The organism is Kluyvera ascorbata ATCC 33433 (assembly GCF_000735365.1).
GTDB classification, from domain to species: domain Bacteria; phylum Pseudomonadota; class Gammaproteobacteria; order Enterobacterales; family Enterobacteriaceae; genus Kluyvera; species Kluyvera ascorbata.
The window spans coordinates 1-16,427 of sequence record NZ_JMPL01000014.1 but is presented as its reverse complement, the minus strand read 5'-3'; the positions used below and the strand labels follow the sequence as shown (position 1 = coordinate 16,427).

The following is a 16,427-nucleotide window of genomic DNA, read 5'->3' as shown; positions in this document are numbered from 1 at the left end:
GCGTTTTTTACGCTTTATCAACCTCAAGTTAACGTCAAAATCAACCCTTGTGCTCAAAAGAATCCAGACTAGAATACTCACCATATAGCGTTTAATTAATCAACGAACCCCTACATGTAGTATTTATCCACAGGTTTTGCTACAACGGCAACTGTGGATAAATCAGGGGATATTTTCCTTTTCACGGACAGGTAAAAATCACATGAATCAGAGTCTGCTGGTGACTAAGCGTGACGGCCGCACAGAACGCATTAACCTCGACAAAATTCATCGCGTGCTGGATTGGGCCGCCGAAGGGCTGCACAACGTTTCGATTTCTCAGGTCGAACTGCGTTCACACATCCAGTTCTACGACGGGATTAAAACGTCCGACATTCATGAAACCATTATCAAAGCAGCAGCAGACCTGATCTCCAGCGAAGCTCCGGACTACCAGTACCTGGCCGCGCGCCTGGCGGTGTTCCACCTGCGCAAAAAAGCCTACGGTCAGTTTGAGCCACCGGTACTGCTTGACCATGTCAAACACATGGTTAACCTGGGTAAATACGACAATCATCTGCTGGAAGACTATACGGAAGAAGAGTTCAAGCAGATGGACTCGTTCATTGTTCACGACCGTGATATGACCTTCTCCTACGCAGCGGTTAAGCAGCTGGAAGGTAAATACCTGGTACAGAACCGCGTTACCGGCGAAATCTACGAGAGCGCTCAGTTCCTCTATATTCTGGTGGCCGCGTGCCTGTTCTCGAACTACCCACGTGAAACCCGCCTGAGCTACGTGAAGCGCTTCTATGATGCGGTTTCCACGTTCAAAATTTCTCTGCCTACGCCGATTATGTCCGGCGTGCGTACCCCAACTCGTCAGTTTAGCTCCTGCGTCCTGATCGAGTGCGGCGACAGCCTGGATTCCATCAACGCCACCTCCAGCGCAATTGTGAAATACGTTTCCCAGCGTGCCGGTATCGGTATCAACGCCGGCCGCATTCGTGCGCTGGGTAGCCCGATTCGCGGCGGTGAAGCGTTCCACACCGGCTGTATTCCATTCTACAAGCACTTCCAGACAGCGGTAAAATCCTGCTCTCAGGGCGGCGTACGCGGTGGTGCGGCCACCCTGTTCTACCCAATGTGGCACCTGGAAGTCGAAAGCCTGCTGGTACTGAAAAACAACCGCGGCGTTGAAGGCAACCGCGTGCGTCACATGGACTACGGCGTACAGATCAACAAGCTGATGTACACCCGCCTGCTGAAAGGCGGCGACATCACGCTGTTCAGCCCGTCCGACGTCCCTGGCCTGTACGACGCGTTCTTCGCCGACCAGGACGAGTTCGAGCGTCTGTACACTAAATATGAAAACGACGACAGCATTCGCAAACAGCGCGTGAAAGCGGTTGAACTGTTCTCCCTGATGATGCAGGAACGTGCTTCTACCGGCCGTATCTACATTCAGAACGTTGACCACTGCAACACCCACAGCCCGTTTGACCCGGTTGTCGCGCCGGTACGCCAGTCTAACCTGTGCCTGGAAATCGCTCTGCCGACCAAACCGCTGGACGATGTGAACGACGAAAACGGCGAAATCGCCCTGTGTACGCTGTCCGCGTTCAACCTGGGTGCTATCAATAGCCTGGACGAGCTGGAAGAGCTGGCCGTACTGGCAGTGCGCGCACTGGATGCCCTGCTGGACTACCAGGACTACCCAATTAAAGCCGCTGAACGTGGCGCAATGGGCCGTCGTACGCTGGGTATTGGTGTTATCAACTACGCCTACTGGCTGGCGAAAAACGGCAAGCGCTACTCCGACGGCAGCGCCAACAACCTGACGCACCAGACCTTTGAAGCTATTCAGTACTACCTGCTGAAGGCCTCCAACGAGCTGGCGAAAGAGCAAGGCGCATGCCCGTGGTTCAACGAAACCACCTACTCGCAGGGCATTCTGCCGATCGACACCTATAAGAAAGACCTGGATGCGATTACTAACGAGCCGCTGCATCTGGATTGGGAAGCTCTGCGTGAGTCCATTAAGACGCACGGCCTGCGTAACTCCACGCTCTCTGCCCTGATGCCGTCCGAGACCTCTTCGCAGATCTCCAACGCCACCAACGGCATCGAGCCACCGCGCGGCTACGTGAGCATCAAAGCGTCGAAAGACGGGATCCTGCGCCAGGTAGTGCCGGACTACGAGCACCTGCACAACGCTTACGAGCTGCTGTGGGAAATGCCAAACAACGACGGCTACCTGCAGCTGGTTGGTATCATGCAGAAGTTTATCGACCAGTCGATCTCTGCGAACACCAACTATGACCCAACGCGCTTCCCATCTGGCAAAGTCCCGATGCAGCAGCTGTTGAAGGACCTGCTCACCGCCTACAAATTTGGCGTGAAGACCCTGTACTACCAGAACACCCGTGACGGTGCAGAAGATGCGCAGGACGATCTGGCTCCATCCATTCAGGATGACGGCTGCGAAAGCGGCGCTTGTAAGATCTAATAACGATTGCCGGGCAGCGACACGCTGACCCGGCCTTTGATTTCCGTATCGACCAAAACCTTATTCGGTGTACGGATTTTTTTGCGATGATATTGTAAGCAGGTAAGTAACCGCCATCCGGCATTACTCTCCAGACAGGATTGACATCAATGGCATACACCACTTTTTCACAGACGAAAAACGATCAGCTCAAAGAGCCGATGTTCTTTGGCCAGCCGGTCAACGTGGCACGCTACGACCAGCAAAAATATGACATCTTCGAAAAACTGATTGAAAAGCAGCTCTCCTTCTTCTGGCGTCCGGAAGAAGTTGACGTGTCCCGCGACCGTATCGACTACCAGGCGCTGCCGGAACACGAAAAGCATATCTTCATCAGCAACCTGAAGTATCAAACCCTGCTGGACTCCATCCAGGGCCGCAGCCCGAACGTCGCGCTGCTGCCGCTGATTTCCATTCCGGAACTGGAAACCTGGGTTGAAACGTGGGCGTTCTCTGAAACCATCCACTCACGCTCTTATACCCACATCATCCGCAACATCGTCAACGATCCGGCGATTGTGTTTGATGACATCGTTACCAACGAGCAGATCCAGAAGCGTGCGGAAGGTATCTCCAGCTATTACGACGAGCTGATCGAGATGACCAGCTACTGGCACCTGCTGGGCGAAGGTACCCACACCGTCAACGGCAAAACCGTGACCGTGAATCTGCGCGAGCTGAAAAAGAAACTCTACATCTGCCTGATGAGCGTGAACGCACTGGAAGCGATTCGCTTCTACGTCAGCTTCGCCTGCTCCTTCGCCTTCGCCGAGCGCGAACTGATGGAAGGCAACGCCAAGATTATTCGTCTGATCGCCCGCGATGAAGCGCTGCACCTCACCGGTACCCAGCACATGCTGAACCTGCTGCGCAGCGGCGCGGATGACCCGGAAATGGCGGAGATTGCTGAAGAGTGCAAACAGGAATGCTATGACCTGTTCGTCCAGGCTGCCGTGCAGGAAAAAGAGTGGGCGGATTATCTGTTCCGCGACGGCTCGATGATTGGCCTGAACAAAGACATTCTCTGCCAGTACGTTGAGTACATCACCAACATCCGTATGCAGGCGGTTGGCCTGGATCTGCCGTTCCAGACCCGATCTAACCCAATCCCCTGGATCAACACCTGGCTGGTGTCCGATAACGTGCAGGTTGCCCCGCAGGAAGTGGAAGTCAGCTCTTATCTGGTCGGCCAGATTGACTCGGAAGTCAATACTGACGATCTCAGCGACTTCCAGCTCTAATGAGCCGCGTTTTTCTGCGCATCTCTGGCACGCGTTTGCAGTGCCAGGATGAACACCCTTCCCTGCTGGCGGCGCTGGAGTCTCACAACGTTGAGGTCGAATACCAGTGCCGCGAAGGCTACTGCGGCTCCTGCCGCACGCGGTTAGTTTCAGGCCAGGTCGACTGGCTGACCGAACCGCTGGCCTTTATCCAGCCGGGTGAAATTTTGCCCTGCTGCTGCAGGGCAAAGGGTGATATCGAAATTGAGATGTAACGGTTAGTGCACTTCGTGTGCACTCACTAGCGGCATCGCGCCACGGCGCTTTATCTGCAAGATGTATAGCGCCCCGGCCAACACCACCAGCAGCGCCCCAACCAGATAAATGGCGCGATAGCCCACCCCTTCCACCATCATCCCCATCACGAAAGCGCCAATTGCCAGCCCGGCATCCATCGCATTGAAGAACAACGAGTTCGCCACGCCGATTTTATGCGGTTCAACCGAACTGATAATCTGCGTCTGGAAGATAGGCGTCACTGAACCGTAGCCGATGCCAATTAACGCCCCCGCAAGAATCATCGATGCGCTGCCGTGAGTGTAGCCCAGTACCACCAGGCCGATAGTGAACGCCAGCAGGCAAGGATAAACCACGTATTTCGGCCCCTTTTTATCGCAGATGTTGCCGGTAAAGGCGCGGCAGATCATCAGGAAAATGGCGTAGCACAGCAGGAAGTTGCTAGCCGCGGCCATCAGGTCCAGTTCGCGAGCATACAGGGCGAGAAACGCGGAGACTCCAGCGTAGGAGAAGGTCATAAAGAACGTGACCAGCGCAAACGGCATGGCCGCGCGGTCGAACATGGCTGAGAAACCCAGCTTTGGCTGAGAACCATCGGCATGACGAATAACCGGCGGCACGCGGACAATCAGCGACAGTACGATGCCTATCGCCGAGACCACGGTACACATCCAGAACGCCTGGGTAAACGCACTATGCCGCGCCATGTTCAGGCCAATCCACGGCCCAACGACCATCGCCAGCCCCATGGCTAAAGAGAAAAAGCTGATGCCTTCCCCACGTCGGGAAGCAGGAATCAGGCGCGCAGAGATAGTGCCCTTCACCGTAGTAATCACCCCAAAAGTAATACCGTGCAGCACGCGAATAAAAAGCAGTGCTTCAATGGAATGACAGAACGGATACAGCGCAGTTACCGCTAAAAACGCCAGGGAGGAGAGCATCAGAATCGTTTTGTTTGAGTATTTTCCCACCCATTGTCCAGCGAACGGACGCACGATTATCGCGGCGGCCAGGAAGAAGGTCACCAGCAGCCCGGCTTTGTCCGCGGTGGCGTGGAGGTTATCGGCGATATAAATCGGCAGGAGCGTGAGAAGAACATAAAATACGAAGAAGATAATAAAGCTAATAATCGTGATTGCCCAAAAATCTTTAGTCCATAATTTCTCTTTCATTGATATGCAACCTAATTAAACGTCGCGCATTATCACATTCATCACGAATATATAATTCAAGAATGCATTAAAAACACAAATAATTGCGTGCGTGATTTTGTGATTGAGTCCGTAGAAAAAATTATAGGCAGGCGATATAAATTAGTAAAATTAATCGTTTTAATGACTTTAGTTAGGAAAAACTAATGACGTTAACGCAGATCGGCGCACTGTTAACGGTCCTCGAATGCGGGGCATTTACCGAAGCGGGTAAACGACTGTATATGACCCAGTCCGCCGTTAGCCAGGCTATTTCAGCACTGGAAGAGGAACTGGGCGTCGCCATTCTGGTGCGCGAGCGCCGTAAAGCCATTACGCTGACGGTAGCTGGCGTCCGTATCGTGGCTCACCTTCGTCGCCTGATGAACGAAGTCAGCGCGGTCAAAGAAATTGCCGAGCAGGAGAAAAAAACGCCTCTTCGCTTGCTGCGCATAGGCTGCTTCCCCAGTATTTGCGCCAGCATATTACCGGAGGTGGTACGTTATTTTGAACAACACCATCCGAATATAAAAATTGTCCCCCACGAAGCCAATAGCTCGGAGATTATCGATGCTATTCGCGAAAATAATATCGACGCCGGTTTTGTACATATTCCAGCAGAAGGCATGTTTGTGGCTCCGGTTTATAAAGACAGATTTGCCGTAGTCGTGCCCGATAATCATCCCTTTGCGGGAAAAAAATCCATTTCGCTAAACGCACTGTTCGACGAGCCCCTGATTGTCAGTAAAGGGCGCTATGAAATGAGCATCATGTCGCTGTTCGCCGGGATGAATATTACCCCCAACATTAAATATGAATTTAACCACCCTACCACGGCAATGAGCTTTATCCGTCAGGGGTTGGGCATCGCGTTGCTGCCGGAACTGACCCTGAAAACGCTGGAACAACCGCTACGCTCGGTGCCGCTGGAACCCCCGTTCTATCGCCAGGTATCACTTATTGCCAGCGAGCCTCCGGTTAGCGGTAGCCCTTTGCAGCTGCTGCACGACTGTCTGCACCAACTGGTCAGAGACGGTCATATCTAAGAAAAGGCGATACACGGCACATTTCTCGCGATTATCACTTTCGATTAATGCTCGAATATGTTCGAAATCAAACAAATCAATTCATATACGTGACTTAATGTTATCAAAACGAACATTGAGGACACATTATGGACAGCGCCTCTGTCAATGAATACGATGCCATCATCATCGGCGGCGGAGCCACCGGGGCCGGTATCGCCCGCGACTGCTCGCTTCGCGGTCTGAAGGTAGCGCTGGTTGAACGCTTTGATATTGCCACTGGCGCAACCGGGCGCAACCACGGCCTGCTGCACAGCGGCGCGCGCTATGCGGTGACCGACAGCGAATCGGCGCGCGAATGCATCAGCGAAAACCAGATCCTGCGGCGCATCGCCCGCCACTGTATCGAACCCACCAGCGGGCTGTTTATCACCCTGCCTGAAGATGACCTCGGCTATCAGCGTACCTTTATGGATGCCTGCCAGACGGCGGGAATTCAGGCTGAAGCTATCGACCCCGCGCTGGCGCGGCGGATGGAGGCAGCGGTGAACCCCGCGCTGGTTGGCGCGGTGCGCGTGCCCGACGGCACCGTCGACCCCTTCCGCCTGACCGCCGCCAATATGCTCGATGCCCGCGAACACGGCGCGACGATTTTTACCGCCCATGAAGTCACCGGCCTTATTCGCCACAACGATCGCATCCACGGCGTTCACCTGCTCAACCACACTACCGGGCAACCGCAATCGCTGCGTGCGCCGGTGGTGGTCAACGCCGCCGGGATCTGGGGACAGCGTATTGTCGAATACGCCGACCTGCGCATCCGCATGTTCCCGGCGAAAGGCTCGCTGCTGATATTTGAAAACCGTATCAACCAGCATGTGATCAACCGTTGTCGTGCGCCCGCCGATGCCGATATTCTGGTGCCTGGCGATACCATTTCGCTGATTGGTACCACTTCAACGCATATCGATTACGACGACATTGACCGCTGCCGCGTTACCGCCGACGAGGTGGATATTCTGCTGCGCGAAGGTGAAAAGCTGGCGCCAATCATGGCGAATACCCGCATTCTTCGCGCCTACTGCGGCGTACGCCCGCTGGTTGCCAGCGATAACGACCCCAGCGGGCGCAACGTCAGCCGGGGTATTGTTCTGCTGGATCACGCTGAGCGCGACGGGCTGGAAGGGTTCATTACCATCACCGGCGGCAAGCTGATGACCTATCGCCTGATGGCTGAATGGGCCACCGATGCGGTTTGCCGCAAACTTAACCACAGCGGCATCTGCACCACCGCACAAACACCGCTGCCTGGCTCCCGTGAGCCGGCGGAGAAAACGCTGCAACGTATGATTTCCCTGCCCGCGCCGCTGCGCGGTTCAGCGGTCTATCGCCACGGCGACCGTACGCCGGAATGGCTCGGCAACACTCGATTACAGCGCAGCGTAGTCTGCGAATGCGAAGCCGTCACCGCGGGCGAAGTGCAGTACGCGGTGGAAAATCTGGCGGTCAATAACCTGCTGGATTTACGCCGCCGCACCCGCGTCGGCATGGGTACATGCCAGGGCGAGCTGTGCGCCTGCCGCGCAGCCGGTCTGCTCCAGCGTTATCGCGTCGCCACCTCGGCGCAATCGCTCACCCAGCTTTCTGCCTTCCTCAATGAACGCTGGAAAGGCGTCCAGCCGATTGCCTGGGGCGATGCGCTGCGCGAGAGCGAATTAACCCGCTGGGTATACCAGGGATTGTGCGGCCTGAAAAAGGAGCCAGAAGATGAAATTTGATAGCGTGATTATCGGCGGCGGACTCGCCGGGTTGCTGTGCGGCATCCAGCTACAAAAAGCGGGCCTGCGCACGGTGATTGTCAGCCGGGGCCAGAGTGCGCTGCACTTCTCTTCCGGCTCGCTGGACCTGCTCTGCACCCTGCCCGACGGTCAACCGGTCACCCACCTCGCAGACGGGCTGGCCGCGCTGCGCGAACAATCCCCGCAGCATCCCTATAGCCTGATTGGCTCCCGTCTTGTGCAGCACTACGCGCAGCAGACGCAGACGCTGCTGGCTGAATGCGGAATCAACATGCGCGGCGATATGGCGAAGCCTCATCAGCGTATTACCCCGCTGGGCACTCAACGTGCCGCCTGGCTGAGTCCGTCGGAAGTACCGATTATCCCGTTCAGGCGCGGCCGCGTTCGGGTCGTCGGCATTAGTGGATTTCTCGATTTCCAGCCGCATCTGGTCGCCGAATCCCTCCAGCAGCAGGGGCTAAACGCCGATACCGCTGAAATCGATTTACCAGAGTTGGATGTGCTGCGGGAAAACCCGACCGAGTTCCGCGCGGTCAATATCGCCAGGGTACTGGATGAAAAAACGCACTGGTCAATGTTGCATCAGGCGCTATTACCGCTCAGTGAAGGATGCGACACGCTGGTGATGCCCGCCTGCTTTGGCCTGCGTGACACGGCGTTATTCGACTGGCTCAATCACAATCTCCCCTGCACCCTGCTGCTTCTGCCAACGCTGCCGCCTTCAGTGCCGGGCATGCGGCTCCACACCACCCTGCAACGGCGGTTTGTTGCGCTGGGCGGAACCTGGATGGCGGGTGATGAAGCGGTGCGCGTCAGCCACGACCGCGGCGAGGTTTGCGAAGTCTGGACGCGTAACCACGGCGATATTCCATTACGTCCGCGCTATGCGGTACTGGCCAGCGGCAGTTTCTTCAGCAACGGCCTGACCGCCGATCGCGACCACATTCGCGAGTCCATTATGGGGCTGGATATTCAGCAACCCACCTCACGTAGCGCGGGCTATCGCGATGATTTCTTTGACCCGCAGCCGTGGCAGCAGTCGGGCGCAATCGTCGATGCCGAGCTGCATCCCACGCTCCGAGGTCTACCGATGCGCAACCTGTTTGCCATCGGCTCGGTGCTTGGCGGCTTCGACCCGATCGCGCAGGGCTGCGGCGGGGGCGTATGCGCCGTCTCCGCGCTACACGCTGCCGCGCAGATTATCCGTTTGGCGGGAGGCGAAGCATGAGCCAGCAAAGTTTCGAAAACTGCATTAAATGCACCGTTTGCACCACCGTCTGCCCCGTTAGCCGCGTCAACCCACGCTATCCGGGGCCAAAACAGGCCGGGCCGGACGGCGAACGTCTGCGCCGCAAAGACGCCGGGCTGTATGACGAGGCGCTAAAATACTGCATCAACTGCAAACGCTGCGAAGTCGCCTGCCCGTCGGATGTCAAAATTGGCGATATTATCCAGCGCGCCCGCGCCGACTATAGCCAGCAAAAACCGGGTATCCGCGATACGATCCTCAGCCATACCGACCTGATGGGCACGCTCTCTACGCCGTTCGCCCCCATCGTCAATGCCGCCACCGGCCTGAAGCCCGTGCGTCAACTTCTGGATAGCGCGCTCAAGATTGACCATCACCGCGCCCTACCGAAATACTCCTTCGGCACCTTCCGCCGCCGCTACGCGCGTATTGCCGCAGCACAGGCGCAGTTTGCCGAGCAGGTCGCTTTCTTCCACGGCTGCTACGTTAATTACAACCATCCGCAGCTCGGGCTGGATTTGATAAAGGTGATGAATGCGATAGGCATTGGTGTGCAGCTACTCAGCAAAGAGAAGTGCTGCGGCGTGCCGCTGATTGCTAACGGTTTCTTTGATAAAGCCCGTCGACAGGCGCAGAGCAACGTCAAGTCGCTGCGGGAAGCCATTGGCGGCAAAAAGCTGCCGGTCATTGCCACCTCGTCCACCTGCACTTTTACGCTGCGTGATGAGTACCCGCACCTGCTGGACGTCGATAACCACGATCTGCGCGACAACATTGAGCTAGCAACCCGCTGGCTGTGGCGCAAGCTGGATGATGGAGCGGAGCTGCCGTTACAGCCACTGCCGCTAAAGGTGGTGTATCACACGCCGTGTCATATGGAAAAGATGGGCTGGTCGCTGTACTCGCTGGAATTAATACGCCGCATACCGGGTATTGAGCTTCAGGTGCTGGATTCACAATGCTGCGGAATAGCGGGAACTTACGGCTTCAAAACGGAGAACTACCCAACGTCGCAGGCAATAGGCGCACCGCTCTTCGAGCAAATTGAAGCGAGCGGCGCAGACCTGGTGATTACCGACTGCGAGACCTGCAAATGGCAGATTGAGATGTCCACCAGCAAGCGTTGTGAACATCCAATCACGCTGTTAGCGCGGGCGTTGGTCCGATAATCTGCGCCCAACGGTCCCCTCTCCCTGAAAGGGAGAGGGAGAAAAGCCGGTTACAGCTTAAAGCGTGAGCGAGTCCACCACGTTAATCCAGCCGTGTTCGCTGGCAACGGGACGGCCATTCAACCAGCGGCGCAACATGTTCAGTGCCATCATCGCACACACTTCCTGACGCACCGCCAGACCATGACGCGTATTGCTGAACTTCACCTGCAGCGCGTGCGTCCCTTCCGGTGTCGCCAGCGCAAAGTTAATGTGTTCACTTTCAAGACCACTTACCGCCAGCGCCAGCCCGGCAAAATGGTTCACGCGACGCTCGGCGGCCCAGCGGGCGGTTTGCGCCAGCGTTTCATCCTGCGGCGGTACCACTTCACTCGCCAGCAGCGGCGCCTGGGCACGGGAAAGCTGTAGGGCAATCAGCCCGCTGGTGAACTGCTCGCTTAACGTCAGGCTGAACTGTCTTTCTTTCAGCACGCGGGCAAGCTGCGCGGGAAGCCCTTCGGTGCCTTCAAAAATCAGACTTTCGCCCGCCACTTTCTGTACTTCTGGCCACAGCGCCAGCATCGCATCACGATGTTCCGCAGGCCCGGTCAGCTTCAGTTCAATAATCGGCATCGAGGAGCGATAACCCATGCTCACGCCCGGTGGCAGTTCAAGGTGCTGCAGGCTTTGGGCAAGATCGCTTTCAGAACGGCCAAAGGTCGTCAGACGCAGGCACAGCGGCGGCTCGCCGACCGGATAACGCTGGCGAATACGCGGCAGGATCTCTTGCTCAACCATCACTTTAAATTCAGACGGCACGCCCGGCGTAAAGAACATCAGGCAGCGGTTAAGCTTAACGGCAAAGCCGCAGGCGGTGCCGACCGGATTGTCGATAAGCTCGGCGCTGGCCGGGATCTCCGCCTGCTTGCGGTTGCTCGGCGCCATCACACGGCCACGCTCGCGGAAGAAACGCTCCATAAACGCCAGCCACTCTTCGTGCATAATCAGCGATTCACCTTTCGCCGTTGCCGCAGCAAGCGCGCTAAGGTCGTCGCTGGTCGGCCCGAGACCGCCGTTCACAATCAGAATATCTGCCTGAGTACTGCGCTCGCGCAGAATAGCGACCAGGTCATCCAGGTTATCCCCAACGGTGTTACGTCGCGTCAGCGGAATACCCCGCTGGAAACAAAAATCGGCAAGCCAGGCAGCGTTTGTATCGACGATCTGCCCCGATAAGACTTCGTCACCGGTGGACAGCATCTCAACCGTTATCATCACTTTCTCCAATAAAAAGAGGACGAGTCACTATAACGCAAGCGGAGGATTTAAGAAGAGAAAAACTGGCGCAGCGGTGTCGCCGCGCCGGAGGGGGATTAGAACGATGCGCTCACACCAACGTACGGGCCATCGGCCACGGCGTTGTCACGATGACCGTCTTTACCCGCGAGGTTCAGGTAACGATAACCCGCTTCGATGCTGATTGGACGCATAATGGTATAACGCGCGCCCGCGTTAGCTTCGGTATAGCTGTCGATACCGCTTGAGAGTGAATCCGGGGAGTAGTAGTACTCACCGAACAGACGCAGGCTGTCGCCGATTTTCCACTGCAGTCCACCACCGACCGCTGCGGCATAGCCGGAATCGCTGTCGTTAGGATCGGTGTAAACGCCTTTACCACCCACGGTAGCCATGAACGGACCGAGAGGGATATTCAGTCCCAGGCCCAGACCTGCCACATCACCATCGTCGTCGCTGTGCGTCCAGTTACCGGTTAACGCCAGGCCAGAAGTCTCAGTACCGACACCAAAGCCCAGGTTAGTGTAATCTTTACCAGCTTGACCGTTAAAGCTGATTGCACTCGCTGACGCGGAGACAAACATCAGCCCCGCCAGACCAAATAACACGCTCTTTTTCATCTTCATCCTTTCATGCAAACGCAAAAATAAACGCCCTTAAACCGCTGAATTGTACTGCGATACGCAGCGGATTCAATGTACTAAACAGGCAATAATCAGGGGGATTGTAACGAATTACGTCTAATACATCACCAGGAATGATGGCGTATGTTAATGAAATAACACGTATCTATTATTCATGATTTTAACTGGGCGTTCACCCACTGCATCAGCTGATGACGGGACACCTTAATGCCCGTCCCCTTCATTTCTTCCGGCAGCGTCAACCATTGGCACGGCTGCTGGAATCCCGCCAACTTGTCTTTCGCCCACAACGCCAGCTCAGCCATATTCAGCGTGGGCTCAGCGTCCAGTACCGCCACCGGGCGCTGGCCAAATTCGATATCGTCAATGGGGACAATAAAGACCTGATTCACCGCCGGATGCTGTACCAGCACTCGCTCAACTTCTTCTGGTTGAATGCCTTCACCGCCGCTGAAAAACAGATTATCCAGACGACCAATGACGTGCAGTTTGCCGTCATGGATTTCACCGCGATCGCGGGTGGCAAACCAGCCTTCGGCGTTGGTCAGCGGCAGCAGTTCACCGTTGCGCCAGTAGCCTGAAGCCATGCTGCTGGCGCGCAGCCAGATTTCGCCATCGACCAGCCGCAGTTCGCGCCCTGGCAGCGGCATGCCGACATCCTCGCCGCCGTTGGCTTCACGCGCGCAGACGGTGGAAGCAAACTCGGTCAGGCCGTAGCCGCAGAAAGTTTGAATCCCCCGCGCTGCCGCCTGTTCGGTCAGCACCGCAGGAATCGCCGCGCCGCCCAACAGCACCGTTTTCAGAGTGAGCGGCTGTTCATCATTAAGCAGGCGCCAAAGCTGCGTCGGCACCAGAGACGCGTGGGAACACCCGTGCAGCGCCTGCGCAAGCGGATGCTCACTCACCGCCATCTGCGCGCCCACCAGCAGCCAGCGCCAGAAAATGCCCTGGCCGGAGACGTGAAACAACGGTAGCGACAGCAGCCAGCAGTCGTTTTCTGCAAACGGCATCAGGCTCAGCACGCCGTGTGCGCTCGCCAGATGCGCCGCGCAGGTATGGACCGCCGCTTTCGGCAGGCCGGTTGAACCCGAGGTGAGCGTCATCGAAGCCAGGCGTTCAGCACGCCAGTCGCACGGCGAGGTCAGCGGTGCGGAACGCAGCTGCAACGGCGCAAGGCCGTAGTGATCATCGGCTTCCAGATTTAAAAAGTGGCACAGGCTGAGCCCCGGAAGCAGTTCGCTGACCAGCGTCGCCGGTAGCCGTGGGTTTAGCGGCAGGATACGCGCGCCGCACTGCAACAACGCCAGCCAGGCCAGCACCGCTTCCGGGCGATTGCGCGCGCAGAGCGCCACGCCGTCTTCGGGATTAACGCCCTGCGCCTGAAACCCGGCGGCGAGCGCGTCGATACGCTCACACAGCGCCGTCCAGCTCAGCGTTTCATCATCGAGACGCAGCGCGATGGCGTCGCCACGCTCCTCGCGCCAGTGCCGCCACGGCCAGGTAGAGAAGGTCACAGCAGCGGCTCCATATCCTCAATTGCCCCGCATGGCAGCGGGCTGTCAGGCCAGCAGCGGATAAGCTGAGTTTGCATCAAATTCAAAGTATCCAGACCCGGAATGGTGTCTGGGGTGAGCCAGGCCGCGATGCGCGCTAACTGAGTTAAACCGAGGCTTGATTCCAGCGAGGAGCTAATTACCGCCGTCAGGCCAAGCGCATGCGCCGCCGCCACCTGCGCTTTTACGCGTTCCAGGCTGCCGGTCAGCGTTGGTTTAATCACCACGGCTTTGAGGCCAAGCTCGGCTTCAAAGCGGAAATCCGCCTCGCGCAGGCTTTCGTCCCAGGCAATAGCAATGCCGGTTTCACGCGCAAAGGCGCGCGAGTCATCGCGGGTTTTGCACGGTTCTTCAAGGAAGGCGATGCGCGAACGATAGTCCGGGTTGACGTATTTGGCGAACTGCTGGGCTTTCAGCGGCGTCCAGGCGCGGTTGGCATCGAGGCGCAGGGTCAGCTCTGGAATAGCTTCCAACAGCAGATTCACCACCATGCCGTCACGGACCGCTTCGTACAGGCCGACCTTCACTTTAGCCACCTTCTCGCCGGACATATCAGCAAGCTTGATAACCAGATCGTCCGGGTCACCGGTGCACAGCGGCGCGGCGCGATAATCCGCCGCCTCAGGCAGCGCATCGTTGAGCTCCGCCAGCGCACAGCTGATGCCAAAGGCCACCGAGGGAACCTCTGGCAACGCGCCATCGTCGCCCTGCCGCCAGGCGTTAACCCAACCGAGCAGCGCCGACTGCGCGTCGTCCAGCGACTCCAGACTAAAGCCCGGTAGTGGGGAAATTTCTCCCCACCCGTCCCGTTCGCCGTCACGCAGGTAGACGAATAACCCATCACGGGTTTTCAGCCGCCGCTCGCGCAGAACCACACCTGCGTCCATCGGTATCTGCCAGCGGTAAACCTGCGCACTACGCATTACGGATTCCGTTTGAATTTGCTGAAGTCAGGCTGACGTTTCTGGTTGAAAGCGTTACGGCCTTCCTGACCTTCTTCGGTCATGTAGAACAGCATGGTGGCGTTACCGGCCAGCTCTTGCAGACCCGCCTGGCCGTCACAGTCGGCATTCAGCGCGGCTTTCAGGCAGCGCAGCGCCATCGGGCTGTTTTGCAGCATTTCGCGGCACCAGCGTACGGTCTCTTTTTCGAGGTCAGCCAGCGGTACCACGGTGTTCACCAGGCCCATATCCAGCGCCGCTTTCGCGTCGTACTGGCGGCACAGGAACCAGATTTCACGCGCTTTTTTCTGGCCGACGATGCGCGCCATGTAAGAAGCGCCCCAGCCGCCGTCAAAGGAGCCGACTTTCGGACCGGTCTGGCCGAAGATGGCGTTATCCGCCGCAATAGTCAGGTCACACATCATGTGCAGCACGTGGCCGCCGCCGATGGAGAAGCCAGCCACCATCGCTACCACTGGTTTTGGGCAGGTACGGATCTGACGCTGGAAGTCCAGCACGTTCAGGTGGTGAACACCGCTGTCGTCCTGGTATCCGCCGTAGTCGCCACGCACTTTCTGGTCACCACCGGCGCAGAAGGCTTTGTCGCCCGCGCCGGTCAGGATGATAACGCCGACGTTGTCGTCATAGCGCGCATCCGCCAGCGCCTGAATCATCTCTTTGACCGTCAGTGGACGAAACGCGTTGCGAACCTGCGGGCGGTTAATGGTGATTTTGGCGATGCCGTCAGCGGATTTTTCGTAGCGAATGTCGGTAAAACCTTCGGAACAATCGTGCCACTCAGCGGGGGCGTACAGCATAGCTTCATCAGGATAGATCATAGCGAGTCCTATAAGTTAACAGGCAGAATCTGAGCCAGACACGCGGCCACGCCCGCGGGGTTTTCCCGGTGCGCGTTGTGTCCAGCATCATGAATAAGGTGGCAAGGGCGCGAGAGTTCCTCGGCAATCGCCCGAAACTTGCTGTCGCGCTCGCCACAGAGATACCAGAATGGTAGTGAAAGCGTTTGCAGCGCAGGACGAAGGTCTTCCTGCACGGCTAAAGAGGTGGCCAGCAGCATCGCCGCCAGCGCGTTGCCGTCGTTTTTCTGGCGCAGCGTCACCAGCGAGGCACGCTGTGCGTCGGTGAGGCTGGCAAAAACCGGCTGTTGATACCAGGCGGTAAAGACGTCGGCAAGCGGAAGCTCGCGAAAACGCTGTGCCCAGGCTTCGTCGTTGCGCCAGCGCAATTCACGTTCCACATCGTTCGTCAGCCCAGGATGACCGCCTTCAACAATCAGCCCTGCCAGGCCTTCCGGCCGCGAGCAGGCGTAGTGCATGGCAATCCGTCCGCCCAGCGAGTAACCGACCAGCCAGTAGTTGAGTATGTTGTAACTAAGCAGCGTAGCCTGGAGCGCGGCGTCCATCTCAGCGAAGTTATTAACCCGTACGGCTGAAGATCCACCGTGGCCGGGCAAATCGACATACAGCCGATTCGCCCGCGCAAAGCGCTGCCCCACCGGCTGCCATTCGCGATGGTCG

Annotated in this window: 14 protein-coding genes; 7 read left to right on the top strand and 7 right to left on the bottom strand. The window is 57.3% G+C overall.

Annotation, left to right across the window (positions count from 1 at the left end; genetic code table 11):
• Positions 1–202 precede the first annotated feature (202 nt).
• The 3 genes from nrdA (at position 203) to yfaE (ending at position 4,022) form a co-directional block, all read left to right on the top strand.
• The gene (gene nrdA, locus GKAS_RS05915) at positions 203–2,488 is read left to right on the top strand and encodes a class 1a ribonucleoside-diphosphate reductase subunit alpha (protein ID WP_035892622.1); all 2,286 of its coding nucleotides are present in this window, start codon (positions 203–205) and stop codon (positions 2,486–2,488) included.
• 149 nt (positions 2,489–2,637) lie between these two features.
• The gene (gene nrdB / locus GKAS_RS05910) at positions 2,638–3,768 is read left to right on the top strand and encodes a class Ia ribonucleoside-diphosphate reductase subunit beta (RefSeq protein ID WP_035892621.1); all 1,131 of its coding nucleotides are present in this window, start codon (positions 2,638–2,640) and stop codon (positions 3,766–3,768) included.
• Entirely contained in the window at positions 3,768–4,022 is a 255-nt protein-coding gene (gene yfaE, locus GKAS_RS05905; RefSeq protein ID WP_035892620.1) for a class I ribonucleotide reductase maintenance protein YfaE, read from the top strand. Before nrdB ends, yfaE begins: the two co-directional genes overlap by 1 nt.
• A 3-nt stretch (positions 4,023–4,025) precedes the next feature.
• Here the strand turns inward: yfaE and GKAS_RS05900 are convergent, their stop codons facing one another.
• Positions 4,026–5,216 (bottom strand): MFS transporter, encoded by a 1,191-nt coding sequence (locus GKAS_RS05900; protein ID WP_035892619.1) that lies wholly within the window; start codon positions 5,214–5,216, stop codon positions 4,026–4,028.
• A gap of 185 nt (positions 5,217–5,401) precedes the next feature.
• On the opposite strand from GKAS_RS05900, the gene GKAS_RS05895 reads away from it, so the two are divergent.
• The 4 genes from GKAS_RS05895 (at position 5,402) to glpC (ending at position 10,476) form a co-directional block, all read left to right on the top strand.
• Positions 5,402–6,280 carry a LysR family transcriptional regulator gene (locus GKAS_RS05895; protein ID WP_035892618.1) on the top strand — a complete coding sequence of 293 codons (879 nt, stop codon included), beginning with the start codon at positions 5,402–5,404 and terminating at the stop codon, positions 6,278–6,280.
• Positions 6,281–6,408: 128 nt separating this feature from the next.
• Positions 6,409–8,037 (top strand): anaerobic glycerol-3-phosphate dehydrogenase subunit A, encoded by a 1,629-nt coding sequence (gene glpA, locus GKAS_RS05890; protein ID WP_035892617.1) that lies wholly within the window; start codon positions 6,409–6,411, stop codon positions 8,035–8,037.
• Entirely contained in the window at positions 8,027–9,286 is a 1,260-nt protein-coding gene (gene glpB, locus GKAS_RS05885; RefSeq protein WP_035892615.1) for a glycerol-3-phosphate dehydrogenase subunit GlpB, read from the top strand. Before glpA ends, glpB begins: the two co-directional genes overlap by 11 nt.
• Positions 9,283–10,476, top strand: coding sequence for an anaerobic glycerol-3-phosphate dehydrogenase subunit GlpC (gene glpC / locus GKAS_RS05880; protein WP_035892614.1), 1,194 nt, complete (start codon positions 9,283–9,285; stop codon positions 10,474–10,476). Before glpB ends, glpC begins: the two co-directional genes overlap by 4 nt.
• Positions 10,477–10,533: 57 nt before the next feature.
• Here glpC and GKAS_RS05875 read toward each other — a convergent pair whose 3' ends face one another.
• The 6 genes from GKAS_RS05875 to menH all read right to left on the bottom strand — a co-directional run.
• Positions 10,534–11,730 (bottom strand): nicotinamide mononucleotide deamidase-related protein YfaY, encoded by a 1,197-nt coding sequence (locus tag GKAS_RS05875; RefSeq protein ID WP_035892613.1) that lies wholly within the window; start codon positions 11,728–11,730, stop codon positions 10,534–10,536.
• A gap of 98 nt (positions 11,731–11,828) precedes the next feature.
• Positions 11,829–12,371 carry a YfaZ family outer membrane protein gene (locus tag GKAS_RS05870; protein WP_035892612.1) on the bottom strand — a complete coding sequence of 181 codons (543 nt, stop codon included), beginning with the start codon at positions 12,369–12,371 and terminating at the stop codon, positions 11,829–11,831.
• A 176-nt stretch (positions 12,372–12,547) separates the two neighbouring features.
• Entirely contained in the window at positions 12,548–13,909 is a 1,362-nt protein-coding gene (menE, locus tag GKAS_RS05865; protein WP_035892611.1) for an o-succinylbenzoate--CoA ligase, read from the bottom strand.
• Complete coding sequence (menC, locus tag GKAS_RS05860) at positions 13,906–14,871, bottom strand: o-succinylbenzoate synthase (protein ID WP_035892610.1); 966 nt, start codon at positions 14,869–14,871, stop codon at positions 13,906–13,908. Before menC ends, menE begins: the two co-directional genes overlap by 4 nt.
• Positions 14,871–15,728 (bottom strand): 1,4-dihydroxy-2-naphthoyl-CoA synthase, encoded by an 858-nt coding sequence (menB, locus tag GKAS_RS05855; RefSeq protein WP_035892608.1) that lies wholly within the window; start codon positions 15,726–15,728, stop codon positions 14,871–14,873. Before menB ends, menC begins: the two co-directional genes overlap by 1 nt.
• An 8-nt stretch (positions 15,729–15,736) precedes the next feature.
• Positions 15,737–16,427, bottom strand: a 691-nt coding sequence (menH, locus tag GKAS_RS05850; RefSeq protein ID WP_035892606.1) for a 2-succinyl-6-hydroxy-2,4-cyclohexadiene-1-carboxylate synthase, incomplete at its 5' end; no start/stop codon positions are given.

Bases quoted from the DNA above. Each gene is read 5' to 3' on its own strand.
- nrdA (WP_035892622.1), top strand. From the start codon at position 203: ATGAATCAGAGTCTGCTGGTGACTAAGCGTGACGGCCGCACAGAACGC.
- nrdB (WP_035892621.1), top strand. From the start codon at position 2,638: ATGGCATACACCACTTTTTCACAGACGAAAAACGATCAGCTCAAAGAG.
- yfaE (WP_035892620.1), top strand. From the start codon at position 3,768: ATGAGCCGCGTTTTTCTGCGCATCTCTGGCACGCGTTTGCAGTGCCAG.
- GKAS_RS05900 (WP_035892619.1), bottom strand. From the start codon at position 5,216: ATGAAAGAGAAATTATGGACTAAAGATTTTTGGGCAATCACGATTATT.
- GKAS_RS05895 (WP_035892618.1), top strand. From the start codon at position 5,402: ATGACGTTAACGCAGATCGGCGCACTGTTAACGGTCCTCGAATGCGGG.
- glpA (WP_035892617.1), top strand. From the start codon at position 6,409: ATGGACAGCGCCTCTGTCAATGAATACGATGCCATCATCATCGGCGGC.
- glpB (WP_035892615.1), top strand. From the start codon at position 8,027: ATGAAATTTGATAGCGTGATTATCGGCGGCGGACTCGCCGGGTTGCTG.
- glpC (WP_035892614.1), top strand. From the start codon at position 9,283: ATGAGCCAGCAAAGTTTCGAAAACTGCATTAAATGCACCGTTTGCACC.
- GKAS_RS05875 (WP_035892613.1), bottom strand. From the start codon at position 11,730: ATGATAACGGTTGAGATGCTGTCCACCGGTGACGAAGTCTTATCGGGG.
- GKAS_RS05870 (WP_035892612.1), bottom strand. From the start codon at position 12,371: ATGAAAAAGAGCGTGTTATTTGGTCTGGCGGGGCTGATGTTTGTCTCC.
- menC (WP_035892610.1), bottom strand. From the start codon at position 14,871: ATGCGTAGTGCGCAGGTTTACCGCTGGCAGATACCGATGGACGCAGGT.
- menB (WP_035892608.1), bottom strand. From the start codon at position 15,728: ATGATCTATCCTGATGAAGCTATGCTGTACGCCCCCGCTGAGTGGCAC.